Raw genomic sequence first — 20,145 nt, 5'->3', positions numbered from 1 at the left:
CAATCTATTCTTTATATTTACAGAATATGTTTCGCTATTTTATATTAATTACTTTCGTATTGTTTTTGACAACAAGAAGTAATGCCCAACTGCAACTTCAAGACACAATCAGCACGAAGGATCAATTGGATACTACAAAATCACCTACTCAATTATATGATATTGTTGATGCATTCAAAGATATTAACCCATTTAAACGTAAGAATGCTAAAAAATCAACCAAAAAGCGATCCCCCATCACCTATCTTCCAAATTTAAATTACAATCCATCAATTGGGGCACAAATGGGAATAAAGGCCGTCGGTGGATTAGTTTTGGGAAATAAACCAAATACAGCAATGTCCGTTGGAGCTGCAGCCTTGAGTGCAACCACTCGAGGGATTATTGTTGGCTATATATTCCATGACATTTATACTCCAGGAAATAGTTGGAATGTTAAAGGAACTGCAATGGTCGCAAAAGCGGTTGGATTAGATTACGGATTGGGAATCGGGGGAAGTCTAGAGGATCCAACTCAAGAAGAAGAAATAATAGGAAACCCAAGCCGAAAAAGATTTGTCAATAAATTCATGGCTTATAGTTTTAGTGAAAGGATTTATAAACAATTATTTCCTGGTGCATTTATCGGAGTAGGTGCATTTTTCGAGTTAAAAAGAGACTTAAGTACCATTGGAAGTGAAGAGAATATGTCCCCAAATGAAATTTACAGCCGATGGAATAATTTCAAATCAACCAAAGTCAATAATAATGGATTAATGATTAATATGCAATACATGAACAGAGATAATCCCAATAGTGCATATAAGGGAATGTATTTTGATCTAGTTTTGCGCATGAATCAATCTTGGTTGGGTAGTGATCAAAATGCTTATCAACTACAAACAGATTTACGAAAATATTGGCAATTATCAGAAAATAGACCAAATCATGTATTTGCATTTTGGAATTTCACCTCCATCAATTTAAATGGAAATTTACCATATATCGATCTTCCTGGAACAGGAAAAGATCCTTATGCAAGAAGTGGAAGGGGGTATACGATGGGATATTTTAAAGGAAAATCTTATTTTTATTCAGAAATAGAGTATCGGTATCCCATACTAAGAAACCAATTTTTAAGCGGTGTCGTTTTTGCAAATATCCAAACAGCAAACGATCAAATGGGCACCAAATTATTTCAAACCTGGCAACCAGCTGCAGGTGCGGGATTACGAGTTCTATTTAATAAAGCAACACGTACAAATTTATGCATAGATTACGCATTCGGTAGATTTAACCAACATGGTTTATTCCTTGGTCTAAACGAAGCCTTTTAAATAGTTATAAATAAACACAAACAGCATATAGCTCACAAGTATGTTCAAAAAACCTTGCCATCTAGTTTTCATCATCTTGAGTTTCATTAGTAGTCAATCTGCCGCACAGAATTTAACCGATGACACCACCCAAACCGAAATAGAACCCGTAGAAATAAGAGCGCATTTTAATTCACAAAAACTATTGGATTTTACTAGCTCTGCTAGAATAATAACAAAGAAAACATTAGAGGCCCAAAGTCCTAGTAGTCTGGTTTCAGCTATTAACACTAGTCCTGGAGTGCGAATGGAAGAGAGATCTCCAGGAAGCTATAGAATAGCCTTAAGAGGCAGTATGATCCGATCTCCATTTGGAATAAGAAATACGAAAATTTATATCGATGAAATTCCTCTAACCGATGCCAGTGGAAATACCTATTTAAATTTACTTGACCCTGTAGGAATTAATAACATTCAAATTATTAAAGGGCCTGACGGTTCGTTATTTGGTCCAAATTCTGGTGGTATCATCAGGATCAATCCAAGTGGAGCCAGCAACTCTATTTCCAATAAATCCTTGATGATATCTGCTGGTTCATATGGACTTTTTCATGAACAATTAAATTTCGAGCACACTGTTAATCAAAAGTATTCCTTCTCATTTAACCAAGCTTATCTAAGATCAGACGGATACCGTCAAAATTCCGCGCTTGATAAAAAATTTTTTCAGACCTCCCATCAATGGAAGTATAACCATAAAGGCCATTTAAAGATAATTGCCTTATATTCTGATTTAGGATATCAGACCCCAGGTGGTTTGACTCAGGCGCAATATGATCAAGATCCAGAACAAGCAAGGCCAGCTGGGGGGCCATTTCCAAGTGCTCAAGATCAACAAGCGGCAATCTACAACAAAACATTTCTTGGAGGATTAATAAACGAATACCAAATCAACACGTATTTAAAACATGTAATCTCCATTTTTGGCTCCAATACAGATTTTGAAAATCCGTTTGTGACAAATTATGAGACCAGAAAGGAAAATAATCTCGGTTTTAGAACGTATCTTTCGTATGAGAACTTAAAAAACACCGATCTAACGTGGGAAATTCAGTTGGGAGCTGAAGGTCAAAAAGGTTGGTATCATGTTAAAAATCATGAAAATAATTTTGGACTGATCGGAGATTTAACTGATGATGACAAGTTGAAAAATGGACAACATTTTTATTTTTATAGAACAAAAATTCGATTATTTGAAAGATTAAATGCTGAGGGGTCAATCGGCTTAAACTTCAATGAATTTCAATACGAAAGAAAACAACCCACTGAAAATTTCGCAAATGGAAAAATATCTTTGAATAGTACTTGGATGCCTAGGTTTGGTATCTCGTATCTCATTGACCAAAATTTAGCTATTAGGGGATCCGTTTCAAAAGGTTATTCAACACCAACAATTTCTGAAATACGTTCTTCAGACAATCAAATAAACGAAGGTTTAAAACCAGAAACAGGGACAAACTATGAATTGGGAATTCGCATGGAGAGTAAAAATAGAGCATTTATTGCAGATCTTTCCACATATCGCTATAACTTAAAGGATGGAATTGTAAGACAATTGAATGAAGCTGGGAATGAATTTTTTGTAAATGCAGGAATAATTAGTCAAAAAGGGATTGAAGGCAGTCTATTATCGCAATTAATTTCAAATAATACTGGAAATCTTGTACAAAATTTAATCTTGTCTAGTAATTTGACTTATCAGGATTATAAATTTAAAAAGTATAAAATCGACGATCAAGATTTTAGCAATAACAGGGTAACTTCAATCCCAAAATGGATATGGGTTAATACACTCTGGTTTGAATTGTCAAATGGCCTTGATTTAAATATTTCACATAACTTCACCTCAAACATCCCTTTAAACGATGCAAATACCTTTTATTCAGATAAATACCATTTATTGCAAGCTAAAATATCTTGGCTAACACCATTCACAAAAAGGCACAAATTAAAGCTATTTATAGGCGCTGATAATATTTTAAATGAAAAATACAGTCTAGGGAATGACATAAATGCAATGGGCAATAGATTTTTCAATGCCTCCTCACCAAGGAATTATTACTTAGGGGTAAAATTTATTTATTAATTGCTTATCTACTCAGATAACTAGCTTTCACTGTAATATTGGCTGATTTACTTCTTGAGGTAGTATTAAATGCACCACCATAAGAAAATTCTTCGTTATCATTTTGACCTGTAATTTGAAAAATACCCAAATCAGCTTTTATTAATGGACCCAAAGTAGAGCCCGCCTCTGAAGAAATATTTTCAGCCCTTAAACGCGCATTTTTAGAAGCCTGAGAAATTAACTTTAATTTTAGATCTTCTAAAGCAGAATAATAATAATTAGGGGCTGCCGAACTTAATTCAATTCCCTTTGAGATTAAGGTAGAAATTTCCCTTGAAGCATTATCAATTTTATTTAAATCCTTCGATTCAACACTTACTTTTTGAGAAAGGCTATATCCTGTGAACGTATTATAAGAATTGCCGTTGCCGTCAGTGTGGTAAGAGAAATCCCGATTTATATTAACCGCGTCAAACAAAATTTCACTCTCTTTAATTCCTTGGCCTAATAAAAATTCCTTTACTAGGTTTCGGTCCGTTCTGAGCTGTTCAGATGCTTCACTTAAATTCATGGATTTACGACTGTAAGAAGCTGACCATTTCACAATATCGGATTCAAAATCCGTTTTGGCATTTCCAGTAACTTCAATAGTATTCGCGTTTTTATATTTATACTTATATGCATTGGCAAAAATACAAGCGAAAATCACAAAAGATACACCGGCAACTAAACTTATAACTATTCCTGAATTTTTCATAAAATTGACTTAAAGAAACCCATTTACATCTTTTTATGAGAGGAACTGAGTCACTATTCCTTCTTTGGTTAAAAAATACTTCTTTATTTCTGAGAATAACTAATTATCGTGTTAAAAATGAGATAAACCTTTAAACCATACTTCGTTTAACGGCTGAATGACTAAGTGCTCGCTGAAATTATTCGTAAAACAAATACTGTTTTTAATACTATTTCGAATAGCGATCTCGTTTACACGAAAATTGTTATATTTAACTTGAAACCAAGTTAGTCTTTTTTTATTAATTATGAATCTCAACTTTAATTATTATATAACAAAACAAAAGTATAGTATTCTGTTTTTGTCAGTAATATTTATTTCCTCTGCTTATTCTCAAAAAAAACCAATTGATCATTCTCTATATGATAATTGGAAATCTGTAGCAGATCCAAAAATTAGTAAAACAGGAGAGTATATCTACTACAACATCGAACCACAAGAAAATGATGGATTAGCAATTCTTAAAAAATCAAATAATGATCTTATAATTGAGATACCGCGGGGAAAAAATATAAAACTAAGTGAGGATGAAAAGTTTTTAATTGCGACTGTCAAGCCTATGTTCCAACAAATTAGATCGGCAAAAATTAAAAAAGCACGTGCAGATCAAATGCCAAATGATTCCTTATTTGTCTTGAACATACAGTCCAAAGTTAGCCAAACTTTTGGACAGCTCAAATCCCTTCAGACCTCTCGGAAAATTAAAAACTTCATTGCTTTTCAAACGGTAAAGCCGAACAAATTAGTCAAGGTAGATTCATCAAATAGCAATGATAAGCATAGGTCTACCTCTAGCAATAATGAAGTGGAAAAAAACGGAACTTTGCATCTTTTAAATCTTAAAACAGGAGATACAACTAATTTTTTGGATGTTGAAACTTATAGTTTAAGTGAGGATGAACGATATTTATTATTCACTAGGAAGGACACTTATAAAGATTCTTTAGATAATTCAGGATTATTTTCATTCAATATTAATTCTGAACAAACAAAAAAAATCAGTAATGGAAAGGGCATATATAAACAGTTTACGTTTAGTGATCAAGGCGATAAATTAATATTTTTGGCGGATAAGTCTCCTGAAAATTCACAGTTGAAGAATTTTAAATTATATTATTACACAACAGACCAAGATACAGCAAAAATACTTGTTCAAAATAATAGTAATGGAATACCTGAAAATTGGCAAGTTTCAGCCGATGGCTCATTAAGTTTCAATAAATCAGCCGAGCGTATATTTTTTGGGTTGGCTCCTATTCCTAAACTTAAAGATACCACTTTAGTGGATTTTGACCGTGCAAAACTAGACATCTGGCATTGGAAAGATGATTATCTTCAATCCATGCAACTTGTGAATCTAAAAATAGATCAAACCCGAAGTTACGTTGCAATGATGGATTTAGACCATATTAAGAATAGTATAAAACCTTTATCAGATATCTTCTACAACAAAATTACGTTTACCCCAGATGCTGACAACGAATGGGCTCTTGCAACATCAGATCAAAACTATAGAATAGAATCTCAATGGCAAGGGGGAGGAAAATCTGATATTTATGTAATTTCCATGATAAATTCTAAAACCAAACTTGTTGCTAAGGATATTAAAGGACAAGCCTATCTATCCCCTGATGGAAAATATGTTTTATATTTTAACCAAAAAAATTCCAATTGGTGTACTTTCGAAATCGAACATGAAAAAACCTTTGAATTAAATTCCAATATTCAATCTGGTTTCGTAGACGAACAGAATGATACTCCCTTAGAACCTAGGCCATACGGAATTGCTGGTTGGTCAAAGGAAGGAGATCATGTTTATATTTATGACCGATATGATGTATGGAAATTCAATTTGGATGGACATAAAAAATCGATCATAACATCCGGTAATGGTAGAAAGGAAAAAATTATATATCGAATACAAAATTTGCGAAAGGAAGAAGATCCGAGAATTAGATTTAATTTTATTGATGAACGTGAGACCATTTACTTAAACGGTTTTAATGAAAAGACTAAATATAGCGGGTTGTATAAAATTGAAAATAAAACGTTTAAACAATTATGGTCAAAACCGCACACCTTCAAATATTATATGGCAAATCTTAATTATGATAAAATCATTTATACAAAAGAAGATTATCAAAATACACCAGATTTATATTTATTGACCGAATTAAATAAAGAAACTAGGCTTACCAATATCAATCCTCAACAATCAAATTATAATTGGGGTACTGCTGAATTGGTGCAATGGATAACGCCCAAAGGATTTAAGGCAGAAGGGTTATTATATAAACCTGAAAATTTTGATCCTAATAAAAAATATCCAATTATTGCTTATTTTTATGAGAAGTTAAGTGATGGATTGTATACTTATCATGCTCCAGGCCCTACTCCATCGCGTTTAAATATCCCATACTTTGTAAGTAATGAATATTTAATATTTGCGCCAGATATTCAATATGAAATTGGTTATCCAGGGAAATCAGCAGAAGAATTTGTTAATTCTGGAATGCGATTTCTTTCAACGAATTATAGTTGGGTAGATTCGACAAGAATGGGAATTCAGGGGCAATCATGGGGAGGATATCAAGTTGCCCATTTAATTACCAGAACAAATATGTATGCAGCTGCTTGGTCTGGCGCCCCAGTCGTCAATATGACCTCAGCTTATGGTGGAATTCGTTGGAGCACAGGGATGTCTCGACAGTTCCAGTATGAGCAAACGCAAAGTAGAATAGGGAAACCACTATGGGAAGCATTGGATTTGTATATCGAAAATTCACCCTTATTCTTTATGAACCAGGTTAATACTCCAGTGGCCATTATGCATAATGATCATGATGGCGCTGTGCCATGGTACCAAGGTATTGAATTCTTCTCCGCGTTGAGAAGATTAAACAAACCTGTCTGGTTATTAAATTACAATGGCGATGAACATAATTTAACATTGAGGCAAAACAAAAAAGACATTCAAATTCGCCAAGCACAATTCTTCGACCACTTCTTAAAAGGAAAACCTGCTGCAAATTGGATTAAGAAAGGTGTAAAGGCGACTGAAAAAGGGATAGACTGGGGCCTTGACAGCAATTAAATCAATAATATATTAGTAATTATGCTTTATTTTTGTCAAAACACCTCCTTTTTACCAAGGTAATATTATAAAACTGATAAAAATTTGATTTTTTTTAAAAAAAACTACAACAAATGCTAAATTTACTCTACTTTTGGATTATCAAAGAAGATATACTAACGAAATCAAGTTGAAATTATATATTAATCAATAAATAAAACATGTCAAACTCTAGAATGAAGGCAGTTGAAACTGCCTCTAAGCATCAATTCAATGCTAAAACTGAGGTAACCTCTGAACGTGCAATTAATATTTATGGTAAAAACGTCTTCACAATCGCTAAAATGCGTGATTTTTTACCAAAAGCAACTTTCAAAGAAATATCCTCTTCCATTCATGAAGGTAGAAAGATAAGCAGAGAAATGGCAGAATTCATTGCCCAAGCGATGAAAATTTGGGCAATAGAAAATGGAGTTACTCATTATACACATTGGTTTCAACCATTAACAGGTTCCACCGCAGAAAAACATGATGCTTTTTTTGAACCAGATAGTGATGGATCAGCGATTGAAAAATTTACAGCAGACGCTTTAGTTCAACAAGAACCGGATGCATCATCATTTCCCAATGGTGGAATCCGAAACACCTTTGAAGCCAGAGGATATACAGCATGGGACCCATCATCTCCAGCATTTATTTTCGAAACGGGAGCAGGTAAAACACTTTGCATTCCGACTGTATTTGTTTCCTATACAGGAGAATCTTTAGATTATAAAGCTCCTTTATTAAAAGCAATTTCCGCAATCGATAAAGCAGCAACAGAAGTTTCTCAATATTTTGATAAGTCTGTTACCAAAGTAAATGGTTCATTAGGTATTGAACAGGAATACTTCTTAGTAGATCTTGCGTTGTATAATGCTAGACCTGATTTACAACTGACAGGCAGAACTTTATTCGGACATATGTCTGCTAAAGGTCAACAATTGGAAGATCATTATTTTGGAGCTATTCCTGAAAGAGTATTAGCCTATATGGTTGACCTTGAAAATGAAGCCCTAAAACTAGGAATTCCTTTAAAAACCCGTCATAACGAGGTAGCTCCTTCTCAATTTGAGTGTGCTCCAATGTTCGAAGAAATTAATTTGGCAATTGATCATAATCAGTTGTTGATGAATCTGATGGAACAAGTAGCGATTCGCCATAATTTTAAGATTTTATTACATGAGAAGCCTTATAGTGGGGTAAATGGATCAGGGAAACATAACAATTGGTCGCTTATTACAAATACTGGTGTAAATTTGCTAGCGCCAGGTAAAACACCAAAAAACAACTTAATGTTCTTAACTTTCTTTGTAAATACCATCAAAGCCGTTTTTGAACATGCCGATTTATTACGTGCCTCTATAGCCAGCCATTCAAACGATCATCGTTTAGGAGCCAATGAAGCACCCCCAGCCATTATTTCGATATTCTTAGGATCTCAGTTAGATGAAATATTAGAAGAGGTTGAATCCGCTCGCGTCGCCAAAAAAGTAAAAGCGGATAGTAATTTATGGCATGGTATCCCTAAAATTCCAGATTTAAAATTGGATAATACGGACCGAAACCGTACCTCGCCTTTTGCATTTACGGGGAATAAATTTGAATTCCGTGCGGTTGGATCCTCTGCAAATTCTGCATTACCAATGATTATTTTAAATGCAATTGTCGCAAATCAATTGAATGAGTTTAAAATTGAAGTTGATAAACAGATAAAAAAAGGAACTAAAAAAGATTTAGCAATCTTAAATGTTGTTCGTAAATATATTAAGGATTCAAAAGCAATTCGTTTTGAAGGAAATGGATATAGCGAAGAATGGGAAAAAGAAGCATCACTACGTGGATTATCCAACATTAAATCTACACCTAAAGCCCTAGATGTTTATGTAACTCCTGAATCGTTAGAGTTTTTTGAAAATTTAGGTATTTATACAAAACGTGAATCTGAGGCTCGTCACGAAATATTATTAGAAAATTTCTATAAGAAATTACAAATTGAAGCACGTGTTATTGGTGATGTTGTCACTAGTCAAATAGCTCCTGCTTGTATTATTTATCAAAACGAACTTATTGAAAATGTAAAGGGATTAAAAGATTTAGGATTAAGTAAAGAGTCTTACAGTTCACAACTTAACTACCTTGAACGGATTTCAAAACACGTGAACATCATTCTAGAAAAAACGGAAGAGATGCGTCAAGCGAGGAAAAGTGCGAATAATATAGAAGACCTTCGTGAAAAAGCGATTGCTTATGATGAAATTGTAAAACCATTCTTTGATGAAATCCGTTATAACGTTAATAAGTTAGAAAAAATTGTAGATGATTCAAAATGGCCTTTACCTAAATTACGTGAACTACTATTTATTCACTAAATTTAATTAACGACTGAATATAAAAAGACCTGGGCTTATATTTGACCCAGGTTTTTTTTTAGTTTTGTCTTTTCAAACTTGCCATATCAATAACAAATCTATACTTGATATCCCCTTTCAGCAATCTATCATATGCCTTATTAATATCTTGAATATTAAGCATCTCAATATCGGAAGTAATCTGATGTTCACTACAAAAGTTTAGCATTTCTTGTGTTTCAGCGATACTACCTATAGTTGAACCCGAAAAACTTTTACGCCCAGGTATCAAGCTAAAAGCCGCGACAGGTATAGCGTGTTCAGGAGCACCAACCAGCGCTAAGGATCCATCTCTCTTTAGTTGTGATAAATAAATATTTATATCATGTGAAGCGGAGACACAATCAAGAACAAAATCCAATTTATTTAAATACTTTTTCATTTGTTGAGCATCAGTTGATACAACCACATCATGTGCTCCTAAACGTTTTGCATCATCTTTTTTTGATTCAGATGTCGTATAAACAATAACCTCTGCTCCCATGGCATTGGCAATTTTCACGCCCATGTGCCCCAGGCCACCAATACCGATAACACCAATTTTTTTCCCTGGTCCAACATTCCAATGTCTAAGAGGAGAATACGTCGTAATACCAGCACATAATAATGGAGCGGCAGCAGCGGGATCCAAATTTTCTGGAATATGTAGAACAAACTTTTCATCCACAACTATTTTTTCTGAATACCCACCATACGTATGATTTCCTAGATGAGAATCGGCACCATTGTAGGTTTGGATATTCCCATTCTCACAATATTGTTCTAGTCCTTCTTTACAAGACGAACAACTGCGGCAACTATCTACCATACATCCTACACCAACCAAATCCCCAACTTGAAATTTTGTTACTTGTTCGCCTATCGATAAAACTTTACCAATTATCTCATGACCAGGAACACAAGGATAAACTGTAGCATGCCATTCATTTCTTGCCGTATGCAGATCAGAGTGACACACTCCACAGAATAAAATATCAATTTCTACATCTTGAGGAGTGACTCCTCTCCTTTTAATTATTAGTTGATCTAAAGCCGCATTTGCAGCTTGAGTACCAAATGATTTTACATGACTACTCATTACTTTATTTTGTTTTTTGTGATTATTATTGAACTATAACGCGGACATGAACTAAAAAAAACGGCTATATTTTCTGAAATTAATCATTTGTTAAGTTAACTCCTAAAGGTTTATAATTTTTTCTAGTATGTTTTTTAAAAATTCAGACGAACCATCCTAAAATAAGGAAATCCTGAAGCGGGGAGCTTCAGGATTATACCAAACCAATTATTAACCTAAATTATGAAATTATATACTCTTATTACTCTTCTTTGCTTTTAAAACGCAAATTCAATAACTTTAGTTTGTACAAGCTCTGAGATTAACAATTTTTAACATTGAAGGTTTTTATGATTTTTTTAATCGCTTAAAGATTTTGAATATCTCACTTATTATCAATGGAACTATTCCAAGGCTAAGGGAGATTAACCAATCGTTCAATCCAAGACTTTGAAGTTTAAATGAATCTTTCAAAAATGAGATATTAAGGACCAGTACTTGAAGACCAAAGCCAAATATAATAGCGGAAATCAAATATTTATTCGCAAATAGATCAGTTGAAAAAATCGATTTAATTTCATTCTTGAAACTAAGAGAATACAACAATTGAGAAGAAATAATGGTCAAAAAAGCCATGGTTCTAGCATATCGATTGATTTCCTCTGGGACATTATCTGAAAAAGGATTGTACCCTTGTGTTTGGTATCCATAAAGGAACGCGATGATTGTCAAAAATCCAATTGAAATTCCCGCAATAATAATACGTTTAATACCTCCATGAGAAAAAAAGTTTTCTTTTAAGGGTCTTGGCTTCTCCTTCATAACTTCCGGATTGCTTGGTTCTAAACCAAGTGCAACCGCTGGCAAGGTATCTGTTATTAGGTTAATCCAAAGTAATTGGGTTGCCAATAGTGGAACTGGCAGACCAGAAACTATTGCAACGAACATTGCAACTACCTCACCCAAATTAGAAGAAAGTAAGAATATTACAGCCTTTTTAATATTATTATAAATATTTTTACCTTCTTCAATTGCACTAATAATAGTTGCATAATTATCATCTGCAAGAATCATATCAGACGCGTTTTTAGCAACATCAGTTCCCGTAATTCCCATGGCGACACCGATATCAGCAATCTTCAACGATGGGGCATCATTCACACCGTCCCCTGTCATTGAAACTATATTTCCATTTGCTTTAAAAGCCTTAACAATATTGACTTTATTTTCTGGAGAAACCCTAGCAAATACTTTATAATCCATTATTAAGGTTTGAAGTTTTTCGACAGACATGTTGCTGATTTCTTTTCCAGTTATTGTTTGGGAATCCTTATTTGCAATTCCCAGTTCTTTCGCAATAGCCAATGCGGTGTTTCGATGGTCTCCAGTAATCATAACCGTAATAATTCCGGCTCCATGTGCTGTTTCGATAGAACCTTTAACCTCTTTCCGAGGAGGATCAATCATACCAACCATACCTATAAATATCAAATTATCTTCGAATTGCTCACGCGAAATTTTTGTTTTACTTGATTTATATGCAACAGCCAAAGTTCTTAATGCATTGTTTGCCATTTGCGAAGCCATTTCGTCCAATTGTGTTCTATGCGTATCGGTGAGGGGAATAATTTCTGAGTGCTCAAGAACCGAATCACACTTAAGAATTAGATTATCAACCGCTCCTTTTGCGTAAACCACAAAATTACCATCGGATTCATGAAGAGTTGACATTAATTTGCGATCTGAATCAAAAGCTCGTTCATCTATTCTAGGTTGTTCTGTCTGAAGCATTGCTCTATTAATCTGAAAAGAGTCCGCTAAAACCAATAAAGCTACCTCTGTTGGATCACCTGTTTGTTTATTAGCTTCTAAGGTTGCATCCGATGCTAAAGTCATAGCTTTAGCAAGAAATTTTTCCTCATCGGATGCCTCTTTTGGCCCATTAACAGTCGATAAATTATCAGTAAAGGTGAATAATTCCTGTACTGTCATTTTGTTTTGAGTTAAAGTTCCTGTTTTATCCGAGCAAATAATATTTACTGACCCTAGGGTTTCAACAGCTGGTAATTTTTTAATTATTGCATTTTTCTTTGCCATTTTTGTTACTCCAATGGAGAGCACAATAGCAACTATTGCGGCTAAACCTTCGGGTATAGACGCAACAGCTAATGATACAGAGGTCAAGAACAGTTCAGACAAATCACGACCTTGAAAATAAGATATCACAAAGATTATCAGACAAATAATCACAGCTATCTTACCTATTGTTTTCCCCAAGTGATTTAATCTGACTTCTAAAGGTGTTTTATCTTGCTGTTCTTCTCCTAAAAATCCGGCAATTTTTCCCACTTCAGTTTTATCGCCTGTACCAATAACAACGCCTGTTGCCCTTCCGAAAGTTACTAAGGTTGACATAAACGCCAAGTTTTTCCTATCCCCGATAGGTAATGATTCATCTTTAAGTATAGCGCTTGCATCTTTTTGCGTAGCGACAGATTCACCCGTCAGAGCCGATTCATCAATTTTTAAATCTGCCGATTCAATTAGCCTTAAATCAGCAGGGACGTATCGACCAGCATCTAAAAATACTATATCACCTGGAACTAAAGTCTCTGCATCAAGTTCTTGATTCTTTCCCTCCCGAAGAACGATTGCATTTGGTTGTGACAAACTTCTTAATGCATCAATAGCATTATTGGCGCGAATTTCCTGAAATAATCCCAGAAATGCGTTGATAAGAATGACCATTAAAATTATTACTCCATCGGTGTATTCACCCATTATAAAAGTGATCAATACCGCAACAAAAAGCACATAGATGAGTGCATCATTTAATTGAGAAAGAAATATCCTCAAAAAAGATTTCTTTTTTACTTCCATTAATCGATTAGGACCAGAGTCCGCAGATCTACTATTGGCTTCTTTTGTGCTTAAACCTATTTTTGGATCTACATTAAATTCAGCTATCACCTCATTGATGGATAGCCTAAAAGAATCTTTAATTTTATTTTCATTAAATGTATTCATGTTAAAGGGATTTCAATTGTTCAATGAAAGATATTTTACCCCATCATTTTATCGCCAAAACACAATTACATTTATCCTGGGAGGATGTTATAATAATAGTGAAATTATACAACGAAAATTTCCCATTTCTAACGTCCAATTTGGACATTTACCCAGCATTTTATTCCTCCAACTTACTTTGGGACCAAATTATCTTTCAGAATCTTTGTTCTGTTTTAATTAAACACAAATAGTGGAAAAATGTTAGTTATCGAAATATTTTTCATTTTATTTAAAAAAGAAGATTTATAAGGAGGAACTCAAAAGTCTCCTTCAAAAGAGATTAGAGAAAAGGAGACTTTTTGTTAAAAAATGGAATATAAAAAAACGATCAAGTAAACACTATTTTACTTGATCGTTTTTAAAGTTGGATCGGGATTTTTACTATTCTATTATTTTGTTCCCCTTTTTTTGTTCAAAATTAATTATTACCTATTCATACCCAGGATTTTGAACTAATTTTGTGTTTCTATTAATTTCATCTCGATGAAATGAACTGAAATACATCTTATCATTCCAGCTTCTGTTCTCTATACCCGGATTTAGAGTATTTACAGTGTAGGTATACGTATAACTACTTAAATCATAGCTATATTTTGTCACTGTCTTATTAGGCTTCAAGGCTCCAAAAATTCCAATAGTTGTTACTTTTCTACCCAATGTGGTTGGTGCAATCATCCATCTGCGGGCATCAAAGAATCGATGCTCTTCATATGCCAATTCGATTCGTCTTTCGTTACGGTAACGTTGTTTCAGCGCTGCACCTGAATCGTCAATTGCTGGCATTCCTGCACGGAATCTGATTCTATTCAACCAAATTTTAGCTTCAGCTTCCTCTCCAAGTTCAATACAGGCCTCTACATAGTTCAACACAGCTTCGGTATACCTTAGAATTGGCCAAGGAATTTGTTGGCGTGTATTTTGATCAACAATAGCGGGATCTGGATCAACAAATTTTCTGTAGTAATAACCTGTATAAGATCCATTCCAATCTTCAATTGGACTATTTCGGGTATCTAATCCGGGACTCACTGATCTGCTTCCTCCACCTGTTCCAATTTCATAGCGACCAGTTTGAATTTGATTTACTTCATCACGATTTTTCACATCATCAGTACGTGGCTTCCAATTGGCTCCATCATAAAGTATCGTTGCATAAAACCTAGGATCGCGATTGGTATATGGACTTGCCTTATGTTCAGGATTATTCCAATTAAATTTTTCTCCTGTTCTCAATTCATAATCATCAACTAATAGTTGAACTGGGGAATTTCCTGACCAATTATGGTATCCATTAGGACCATTATCACGCCCTACCCAGCCCCCTCTTTCGTCCTTTTCATCAATAAAGAAGCGACCTAAGATCAAATCCATTTTCCCTTTAACATCAGCAACTTTACTTCCGCCCCCCATTGCAATACTCAAATAATTAGCAGTCCCTTCTTCTAGACTGGCAGAGTCTGTTAAATCTAATTTATAAGCATAATCCCCTTGATCTAAAACCAATTTCGCTGCAGCTTTGGCTTTTTGCCATCTCTCTCTTCGATCCCCTGAAATGTAGCCTAAAAACTCAGGTGTGGCGTACGCACTTATTACAGACGATTTTCCTTTAGCTGTGGGGATGTCATGCAAGTCACTTGCAGCATAAGTAAGTACTCTTGCTTTTAAAGCCATAGCGGCAACGCTGTTTGCCCTTCCATCTACCTTAACAACATCTTTCATCAATGTTATGGCCGAATCACAATCATTAACGATTAAATTGACACATTCCTCATAAGTAGATCGTTCTTCCATGTAATCTTCTTCTCCAAGTTCATATACTTTGGTAACAATAGGAACCGCGCCATAAAATCTAAGAAGTTGTTGGTAATAATAAGCCCGTAAAAAATAAGCTTCACCTAGTAATTCAGCTGCTTTAACGTCATCACCGATTTGTGGCTCTTTCAAATTTTTAATTGCAATATTAGCAGCTCGTATCCGCTTATACATGTTACCAAAACTATAAGTATCCATTACATAACCTTGATCTGCCGAATTTGATCGGCTCTCAGTAACAGTATTTATTCCTCGACCAGGATGTGTAAATAAGGCTTCATCAGTCATCGATGCCATTTGTTGTTCGTAGAAGCCGCCTACTCCAAAACCGTTATATATTTCATATACAAACGCTTGAGCGAGTGCCGCATCAGTCCACACGATTTCCGCAGGTACCTCACCTAGCGGCTTTGTACTGACAAAATCGTCATTACAAGATGCCATAAAACCCATAAGGGCTAAAGGAATATATTGTATTTTAAACTTTAAATTCATAATATCAATCATTAAAAGGAAACCATAATCCCTGTGTTAATTAGTCGAGCTTGAGGATAATATTGTCCCAAAGCATTATTGGATTCAGGGTCATATACTTTGATTTTGCTCCAAGTCAACAAGTTTTGTCCACTTAGGAAGATTCTAGCATTACTAATCCCTGCTTTCTTCAACCATTCTGTTGGTAGATTGTATCCCAATTCTACATTTTTCAGTCTCAAATAATTTGTACTTCTTAACCAATACGTATTATTATATGAATAATATTGGTCACTACGATCTGTAATTCGAGGATAAACACTACTTGGATTATCAATAGTCCATCTGTTTTCATAAAAATCCAACAGATAGTTACCGATCGCCCCTGATTCATCTGTTCCAACTCTTAACTCACCACCGGTTGCTCCTTGAAATAAAATAGATAAGTCGAAATTTTTATAATTAAAACCTAAGTTCAAACCTCCTTGGAAAGTTGGTGTATTATTCTTATCTCGGCGGATGCGATCATCGGGCGTAATTTTTCCGTCTCCATCATAATCTTGATATTTCATATCACCTGGGCGTAAATTACTCGTGATGTCGCTATAATCAATTGTATTAGCATCAATTTCAGCCTGATCTTTAAACACTCCGTCATAATTATAATACAATTCTGCGTTTATAGCACGTCCGGTACTTCTTTGCCATTCAGGGGCGCCAGGTGCCTCATCCCAAAAAATAATCTTATTTTTTGCATATCCCCCATTAACAGAGACATTGAATCCTAATTCATTAATCTGATCTCGGTATCCAACATTAAAATCAAATCCAGAGTTATCAACTTTTCCTATATTTTCCGCAGGTAAGGACATCCCTGTGCTTTGCGGAATAGAGGCATTTCTTCTCCAAAGGATACTTTCACGACTGTTTTTAAATAAATCAAATTCAGCATTCATTTTTCCACCCAAAAATTGGAAATCAAAACCTAAATTGTAATTATTTGCCACCTCCCAAGTAATAAACATATTAGGGACACGGCTCTCCTCAAGAGATTTAACAGCTTGATTATCTATAATATAGGTTCCAAATCCATAGGTTAAGAAATATTGATATTCTTGCAATAAATCGTCATAATAAATATTATCATTCCCCATTTGACCGTAAGAAGCTCTTATCTTAAAATAATTCACAAAAGGTACATTCTCTTTCCAGAAGTTTTCTTCTGAAACTACCCATCCTAACATTGCTCCTGGAAAAAAACCGTAGCGTGAAGGTTCAGGAAACATATACGATCCATCATATCTCCAAAGCAATTCAGCGATGTATTTTCCCTTATAATTGTAATTCAATCTACCAAAATAATTTTGGCGAGCACGTTCCCATGCGCCTCCATCATTATTTTTTTCACCATCACCTCCGGCAAACAGATAATCAATATTATTGGAAATAAAGAACCTTCTAAATGCAGAAAAATTATCATTACGAATAGTCTCGCGATTCACCCCGGCTAAAACATTTAAAGTATGATCACCAAACGTTTTATCATAACTTGCAACCAACCCTAGAAGAACATTCATTTGATCTTCAGTACTTTGCGTCAATCTAGGTTCGGAAGGTCCTCTTTTCCCTGCAACTAATAAAGGAGTAACTCCATCAGCCTCATAATCTCCTTGCCATGTATTTAAGAACCAAGGTGTCTCCCATTTTTTAGATCCTCGCACATATTTATCGATTGCAGCAGTTCCAGTCACTTTCAGTCCATCAATGCCAGGAATCAAGACTTCAATTTGACCATTAGTTTGGAAGTAATAACGTTTATTCCGATCATATCCTGTTGCATCAGTCGCAATAACAACTGGGTTTTCGCCATTTTCAATATCTGGTCCTGGAGCACCATTCGGCCAAAAAGCTGGTTGAGTTGGATTTCCCCGCATCAACATTCGAAATATTGTACCAGCACTTTTTGTCGGATATTCGCGGTTCTCCTGTCTTCCTAGAATTCCAAATTGAGTTTTAACGTATTTGTTAATATTGGCATCCAAATTTACCCTAATATCATATTGTTTATATCCATTGGCAGAATTCTTATAATAACCATCTTGATTAAGATAACCTAAAGACATCAGATATTTGAAATCCTCGGAACCTCCCGTTAATTGAAGGTTGTGTTTGGATTGAGGGGACCAGTTTTTCAAACCATCATCATACCAATCGGTATTAGGATGCCCCCATGGGTCAGAACCATCAGCAAAGAGCTTACGGTCTTCTGGATTAAATGGAGCAGAAAGAAGGTCACCATTCGGTTTTTTATAAGTTCCTGTCGAATTAAAAGCATCAAGTGCAGCTTTCCATTCCTCGACTGGTAATTTAAATATTTCAAGTTCATTACGCATTTCTGAGTATTGAACAGCGTCTGCCAAATCTGGTATTACAGTAGCTTGGGAAAAACCTTGATTAAACGTGTAAGAGAGTTCCGGTTTTCCTGTTTTCCCTCTTTTGGTGGTAACAAGTATAACTCCGTTTGCTGCACGTGCACCGTAAATCGCGGCAGATGCATCCTTTAGAACTGAAATATTCTCAATATCAGCAGGATTTAACCGTTCTATACCACCTGCCCTTGCAGGTATACCATCAATAACAATGAGGGGACCACTTTCACCTAGCGTATTTGTGCCTCGAATTCTTATTCCCGAACCATCTCCTCCTGGTTCACCGCTACGATTTGTTGCTACTACCCCGGCCACACGGCCCGCAATCGCATTTGAAAGATTAATTGCTGGAGACTTTTTTAATTCATCCCCTTTCACAGCAGAAACTGCACCTGTAACAGTAGCCTTTTTCTGAGTTCCATATCCTACAACAACAACCTCATCAATATCAGCCAGAGTAGTTGTTAATTCAATATCGATTGTGGTTTGATTTGACACAGCGACTTCACGCTTTTCCATACCAATAGAAGTAAAAACTAATGTCGCTGTACTTGGGACACCCTCTAATCGATATTTTCCTTGACTGTCTGTTGTCGTAGCTTTATTACTACCTTTCACGGTGACGGTCACACCGGGTATGGGTTCCCCTGTGGAATTATTTTTGACTGTACCCTGAACAATAATTTCATTTTGCCAGTACGATGAATAATCTGTACCGAGCGATGGAGAATGGGCAAAAACAGATGGGGTAGCGAGTGTACAGAGCATACAGACTCCACTAAACCGCATCAATTTGATTCCATTCTTTCCATTGAAAAGAAGGCGGCGTATAACCATAGATTTAAGATGTTAGTTGTTTAAGATTTACGTTTAGTATTTTCGAAGATAAAAAAAACAATAGTTTGCGCAAATTTTTGGTAGATAAGATGTCACCCGATGAAGCAAATTACTTATTTAAAAACTGGATTATATACGTTGTTCAATAAACCTTAAATCTGATTACCAGCGATTTATTAAATCTTTAATTGCATCCATTTTATTTGAGGCTATTTGTAACATTTGATCCTAATTATAAGTTGGTCTGATCTAATCCTTTTTTAACAATCTCATATTTTACTATAAAATATGAGATTGTTAAAAAAAAATCAAATGAATTAAAATAAATTAATTAACTTGGATGTAACCAACTAGCATTTAACCATCTTAGAAATGAAAAAATTAATTACACTAATTATATTTTTCCTTATCGCATTAATATTAACACTTGTATTTTCAAAAAATGTAATTAAGCTTTCTGTAGAAATGACTTTATTTATCCCCTTACTTTGCACGTCAATCTTACATTTATCAACAAAAAAAAGGAAGTCAATCTCAAGACGATAAAAACACTCAATGTGAGCTAATATCAGACCTTTAAGTGGGAACTATTTTCGAGTTTGGTGTCAATACCTCGTTTTTTAAATAAACCAAGCTTTTACAATTCGAATAATTAAGAATGCCATTTCCGTCTAAAGAAATAAAGCAGATTCTTCCTACATACTAAAAAGGGATCAGATTAGCGA

The 20,145-nt window shown here is 34.8% G+C and carries 9 protein-coding genes; 4 read left to right on the top strand and 5 right to left on the bottom strand.

Translation table 11 applies throughout. From position 1 onward, the window contains the following. Positions 1-26: 26 nt before the first annotated feature. Positions 27-1,316 carry a BamA/TamA family outer membrane protein gene (locus AC6CHH_RS02315; RefSeq protein ID WP_498279316.1) on the top strand — a complete coding sequence of 430 codons (1,290 nt, stop codon included), beginning with the start codon at positions 27-29 and terminating at the stop codon, positions 1,314-1,316. A gap of 40 nt (positions 1,317-1,356) precedes the next feature. Next, on the top strand, positions 1,357-3,441 hold the full coding sequence (locus AC6CHH_RS02310; RefSeq protein WP_498279314.1) for a TonB-dependent receptor: 2,085 nt from the start codon (positions 1,357-1,359) through the stop codon (positions 3,439-3,441). A 4-nt stretch (positions 3,442-3,445) separates the two neighbouring features. Here AC6CHH_RS02310 and AC6CHH_RS02305 read toward each other — a convergent pair whose 3' ends face one another. Continuing rightward, positions 3,446-4,180, bottom strand: coding sequence for an SIMPL domain-containing protein (locus AC6CHH_RS02305; protein WP_498279312.1), 735 nt, complete (start codon positions 4,178-4,180; stop codon positions 3,446-3,448). 340 nt (positions 4,181-4,520) lie between these two features. On the opposite strand from AC6CHH_RS02305, the gene AC6CHH_RS02300 reads away from it, so the two are divergent. Together AC6CHH_RS02300 and AC6CHH_RS02295 are read left to right on the top strand one after the other, a co-directional pair. Next, positions 4,521-7,313: a S9 family peptidase gene (locus tag AC6CHH_RS02300; RefSeq protein ID WP_498279310.1), complete on the top strand. Its 2,793-nt coding sequence runs from the start codon at positions 4,521-4,523 to the stop codon at positions 7,311-7,313. Positions 7,314-7,513: 200 nt separating this feature from the next. Continuing rightward, complete coding sequence (locus AC6CHH_RS02295) at positions 7,514-9,703, top strand: glutamine synthetase III family protein (protein ID WP_498279308.1); 2,190 nt, start codon at positions 7,514-7,516, stop codon at positions 9,701-9,703. 58 nt (positions 9,704-9,761) lie between these two features. Here AC6CHH_RS02295 and AC6CHH_RS02290 read toward each other — a convergent pair whose 3' ends face one another. The 4 genes from AC6CHH_RS02290 to AC6CHH_RS02275 form a co-directional block, all read right to left on the bottom strand. Further along, on the bottom strand, positions 9,762-10,820 hold the full coding sequence (locus AC6CHH_RS02290; RefSeq protein ID WP_498279306.1) for an NAD(P)-dependent alcohol dehydrogenase: 1,059 nt from the start codon (positions 10,818-10,820) through the stop codon (positions 9,762-9,764). 327 nt (positions 10,821-11,147) lie between these two features. After that, positions 11,148-13,826, bottom strand: a complete 2,679-nt coding sequence (locus AC6CHH_RS02285) for a cation-translocating P-type ATPase (RefSeq protein ID WP_498279304.1) — start codon at positions 13,824-13,826, stop codon at positions 11,148-11,150. A gap of 471 nt (positions 13,827-14,297) precedes the next feature. Beyond that, positions 14,298-16,175: a RagB/SusD family nutrient uptake outer membrane protein gene (locus AC6CHH_RS02280; RefSeq protein WP_498279302.1), complete on the bottom strand. Its 1,878-nt coding sequence runs from the start codon at positions 16,173-16,175 to the stop codon at positions 14,298-14,300. An 11-nt stretch (positions 16,176-16,186) separates the two neighbouring features. Beyond that, a complete protein-coding gene (locus AC6CHH_RS02275; RefSeq protein ID WP_498279300.1) occupies positions 16,187-19,420 on the bottom strand; it encodes a SusC/RagA family TonB-linked outer membrane protein in 3,234 nt (1,077 codons plus the stop codon). Positions 19,421-20,145 lie beyond the last annotated feature (725 nt).

The sequence above is a fragment of the Sphingobacterium sp. GQ94 genome (assembly GCF_059758715.1).
Note: the sequence above shows the minus strand (reverse complement) of the source record. Positions and strands in the feature narration are given on the sequence as shown.

What these genes read in the sequence shown, in the direction of transcription:
- AC6CHH_RS02305 (WP_498279312.1), bottom strand. Translation starts at nt 4,180, where the DNA reads ATGAAAAATTCAGGAATAGTTATAAGTTTAGTTGCCGGTGTATCTTTT.
- AC6CHH_RS02310 (WP_498279314.1), top strand. Translation starts at nt 1,357, where the DNA reads ATGTTCAAAAAACCTTGCCATCTAGTTTTCATCATCTTGAGTTTCATT.
- AC6CHH_RS02275 (WP_498279300.1), bottom strand. Translation starts at nt 19,420, where the DNA reads ATGGTTATACGCCGCCTTCTTTTCAATGGAAAGAATGGAATCAAATTG.
- AC6CHH_RS02295 (WP_498279308.1), top strand. Translation starts at nt 7,514, where the DNA reads ATGTCAAACTCTAGAATGAAGGCAGTTGAAACTGCCTCTAAGCATCAA.
- AC6CHH_RS02290 (WP_498279306.1), bottom strand. Translation starts at nt 10,820, where the DNA reads ATGAGTAGTCATGTAAAATCATTTGGTACTCAAGCTGCAAATGCGGCT.
- AC6CHH_RS02315 (WP_498279316.1), top strand. Translation starts at nt 27, where the DNA reads ATGTTTCGCTATTTTATATTAATTACTTTCGTATTGTTTTTGACAACA.
- AC6CHH_RS02285 (WP_498279304.1), bottom strand. Translation starts at nt 13,826, where the DNA reads ATGAATACATTTAATGAAAATAAAATTAAAGATTCTTTTAGGCTATCC.
- AC6CHH_RS02280 (WP_498279302.1), bottom strand. Translation starts at nt 16,175, where the DNA reads ATGAATTTAAAGTTTAAAATACAATATATTCCTTTAGCCCTTATGGGT.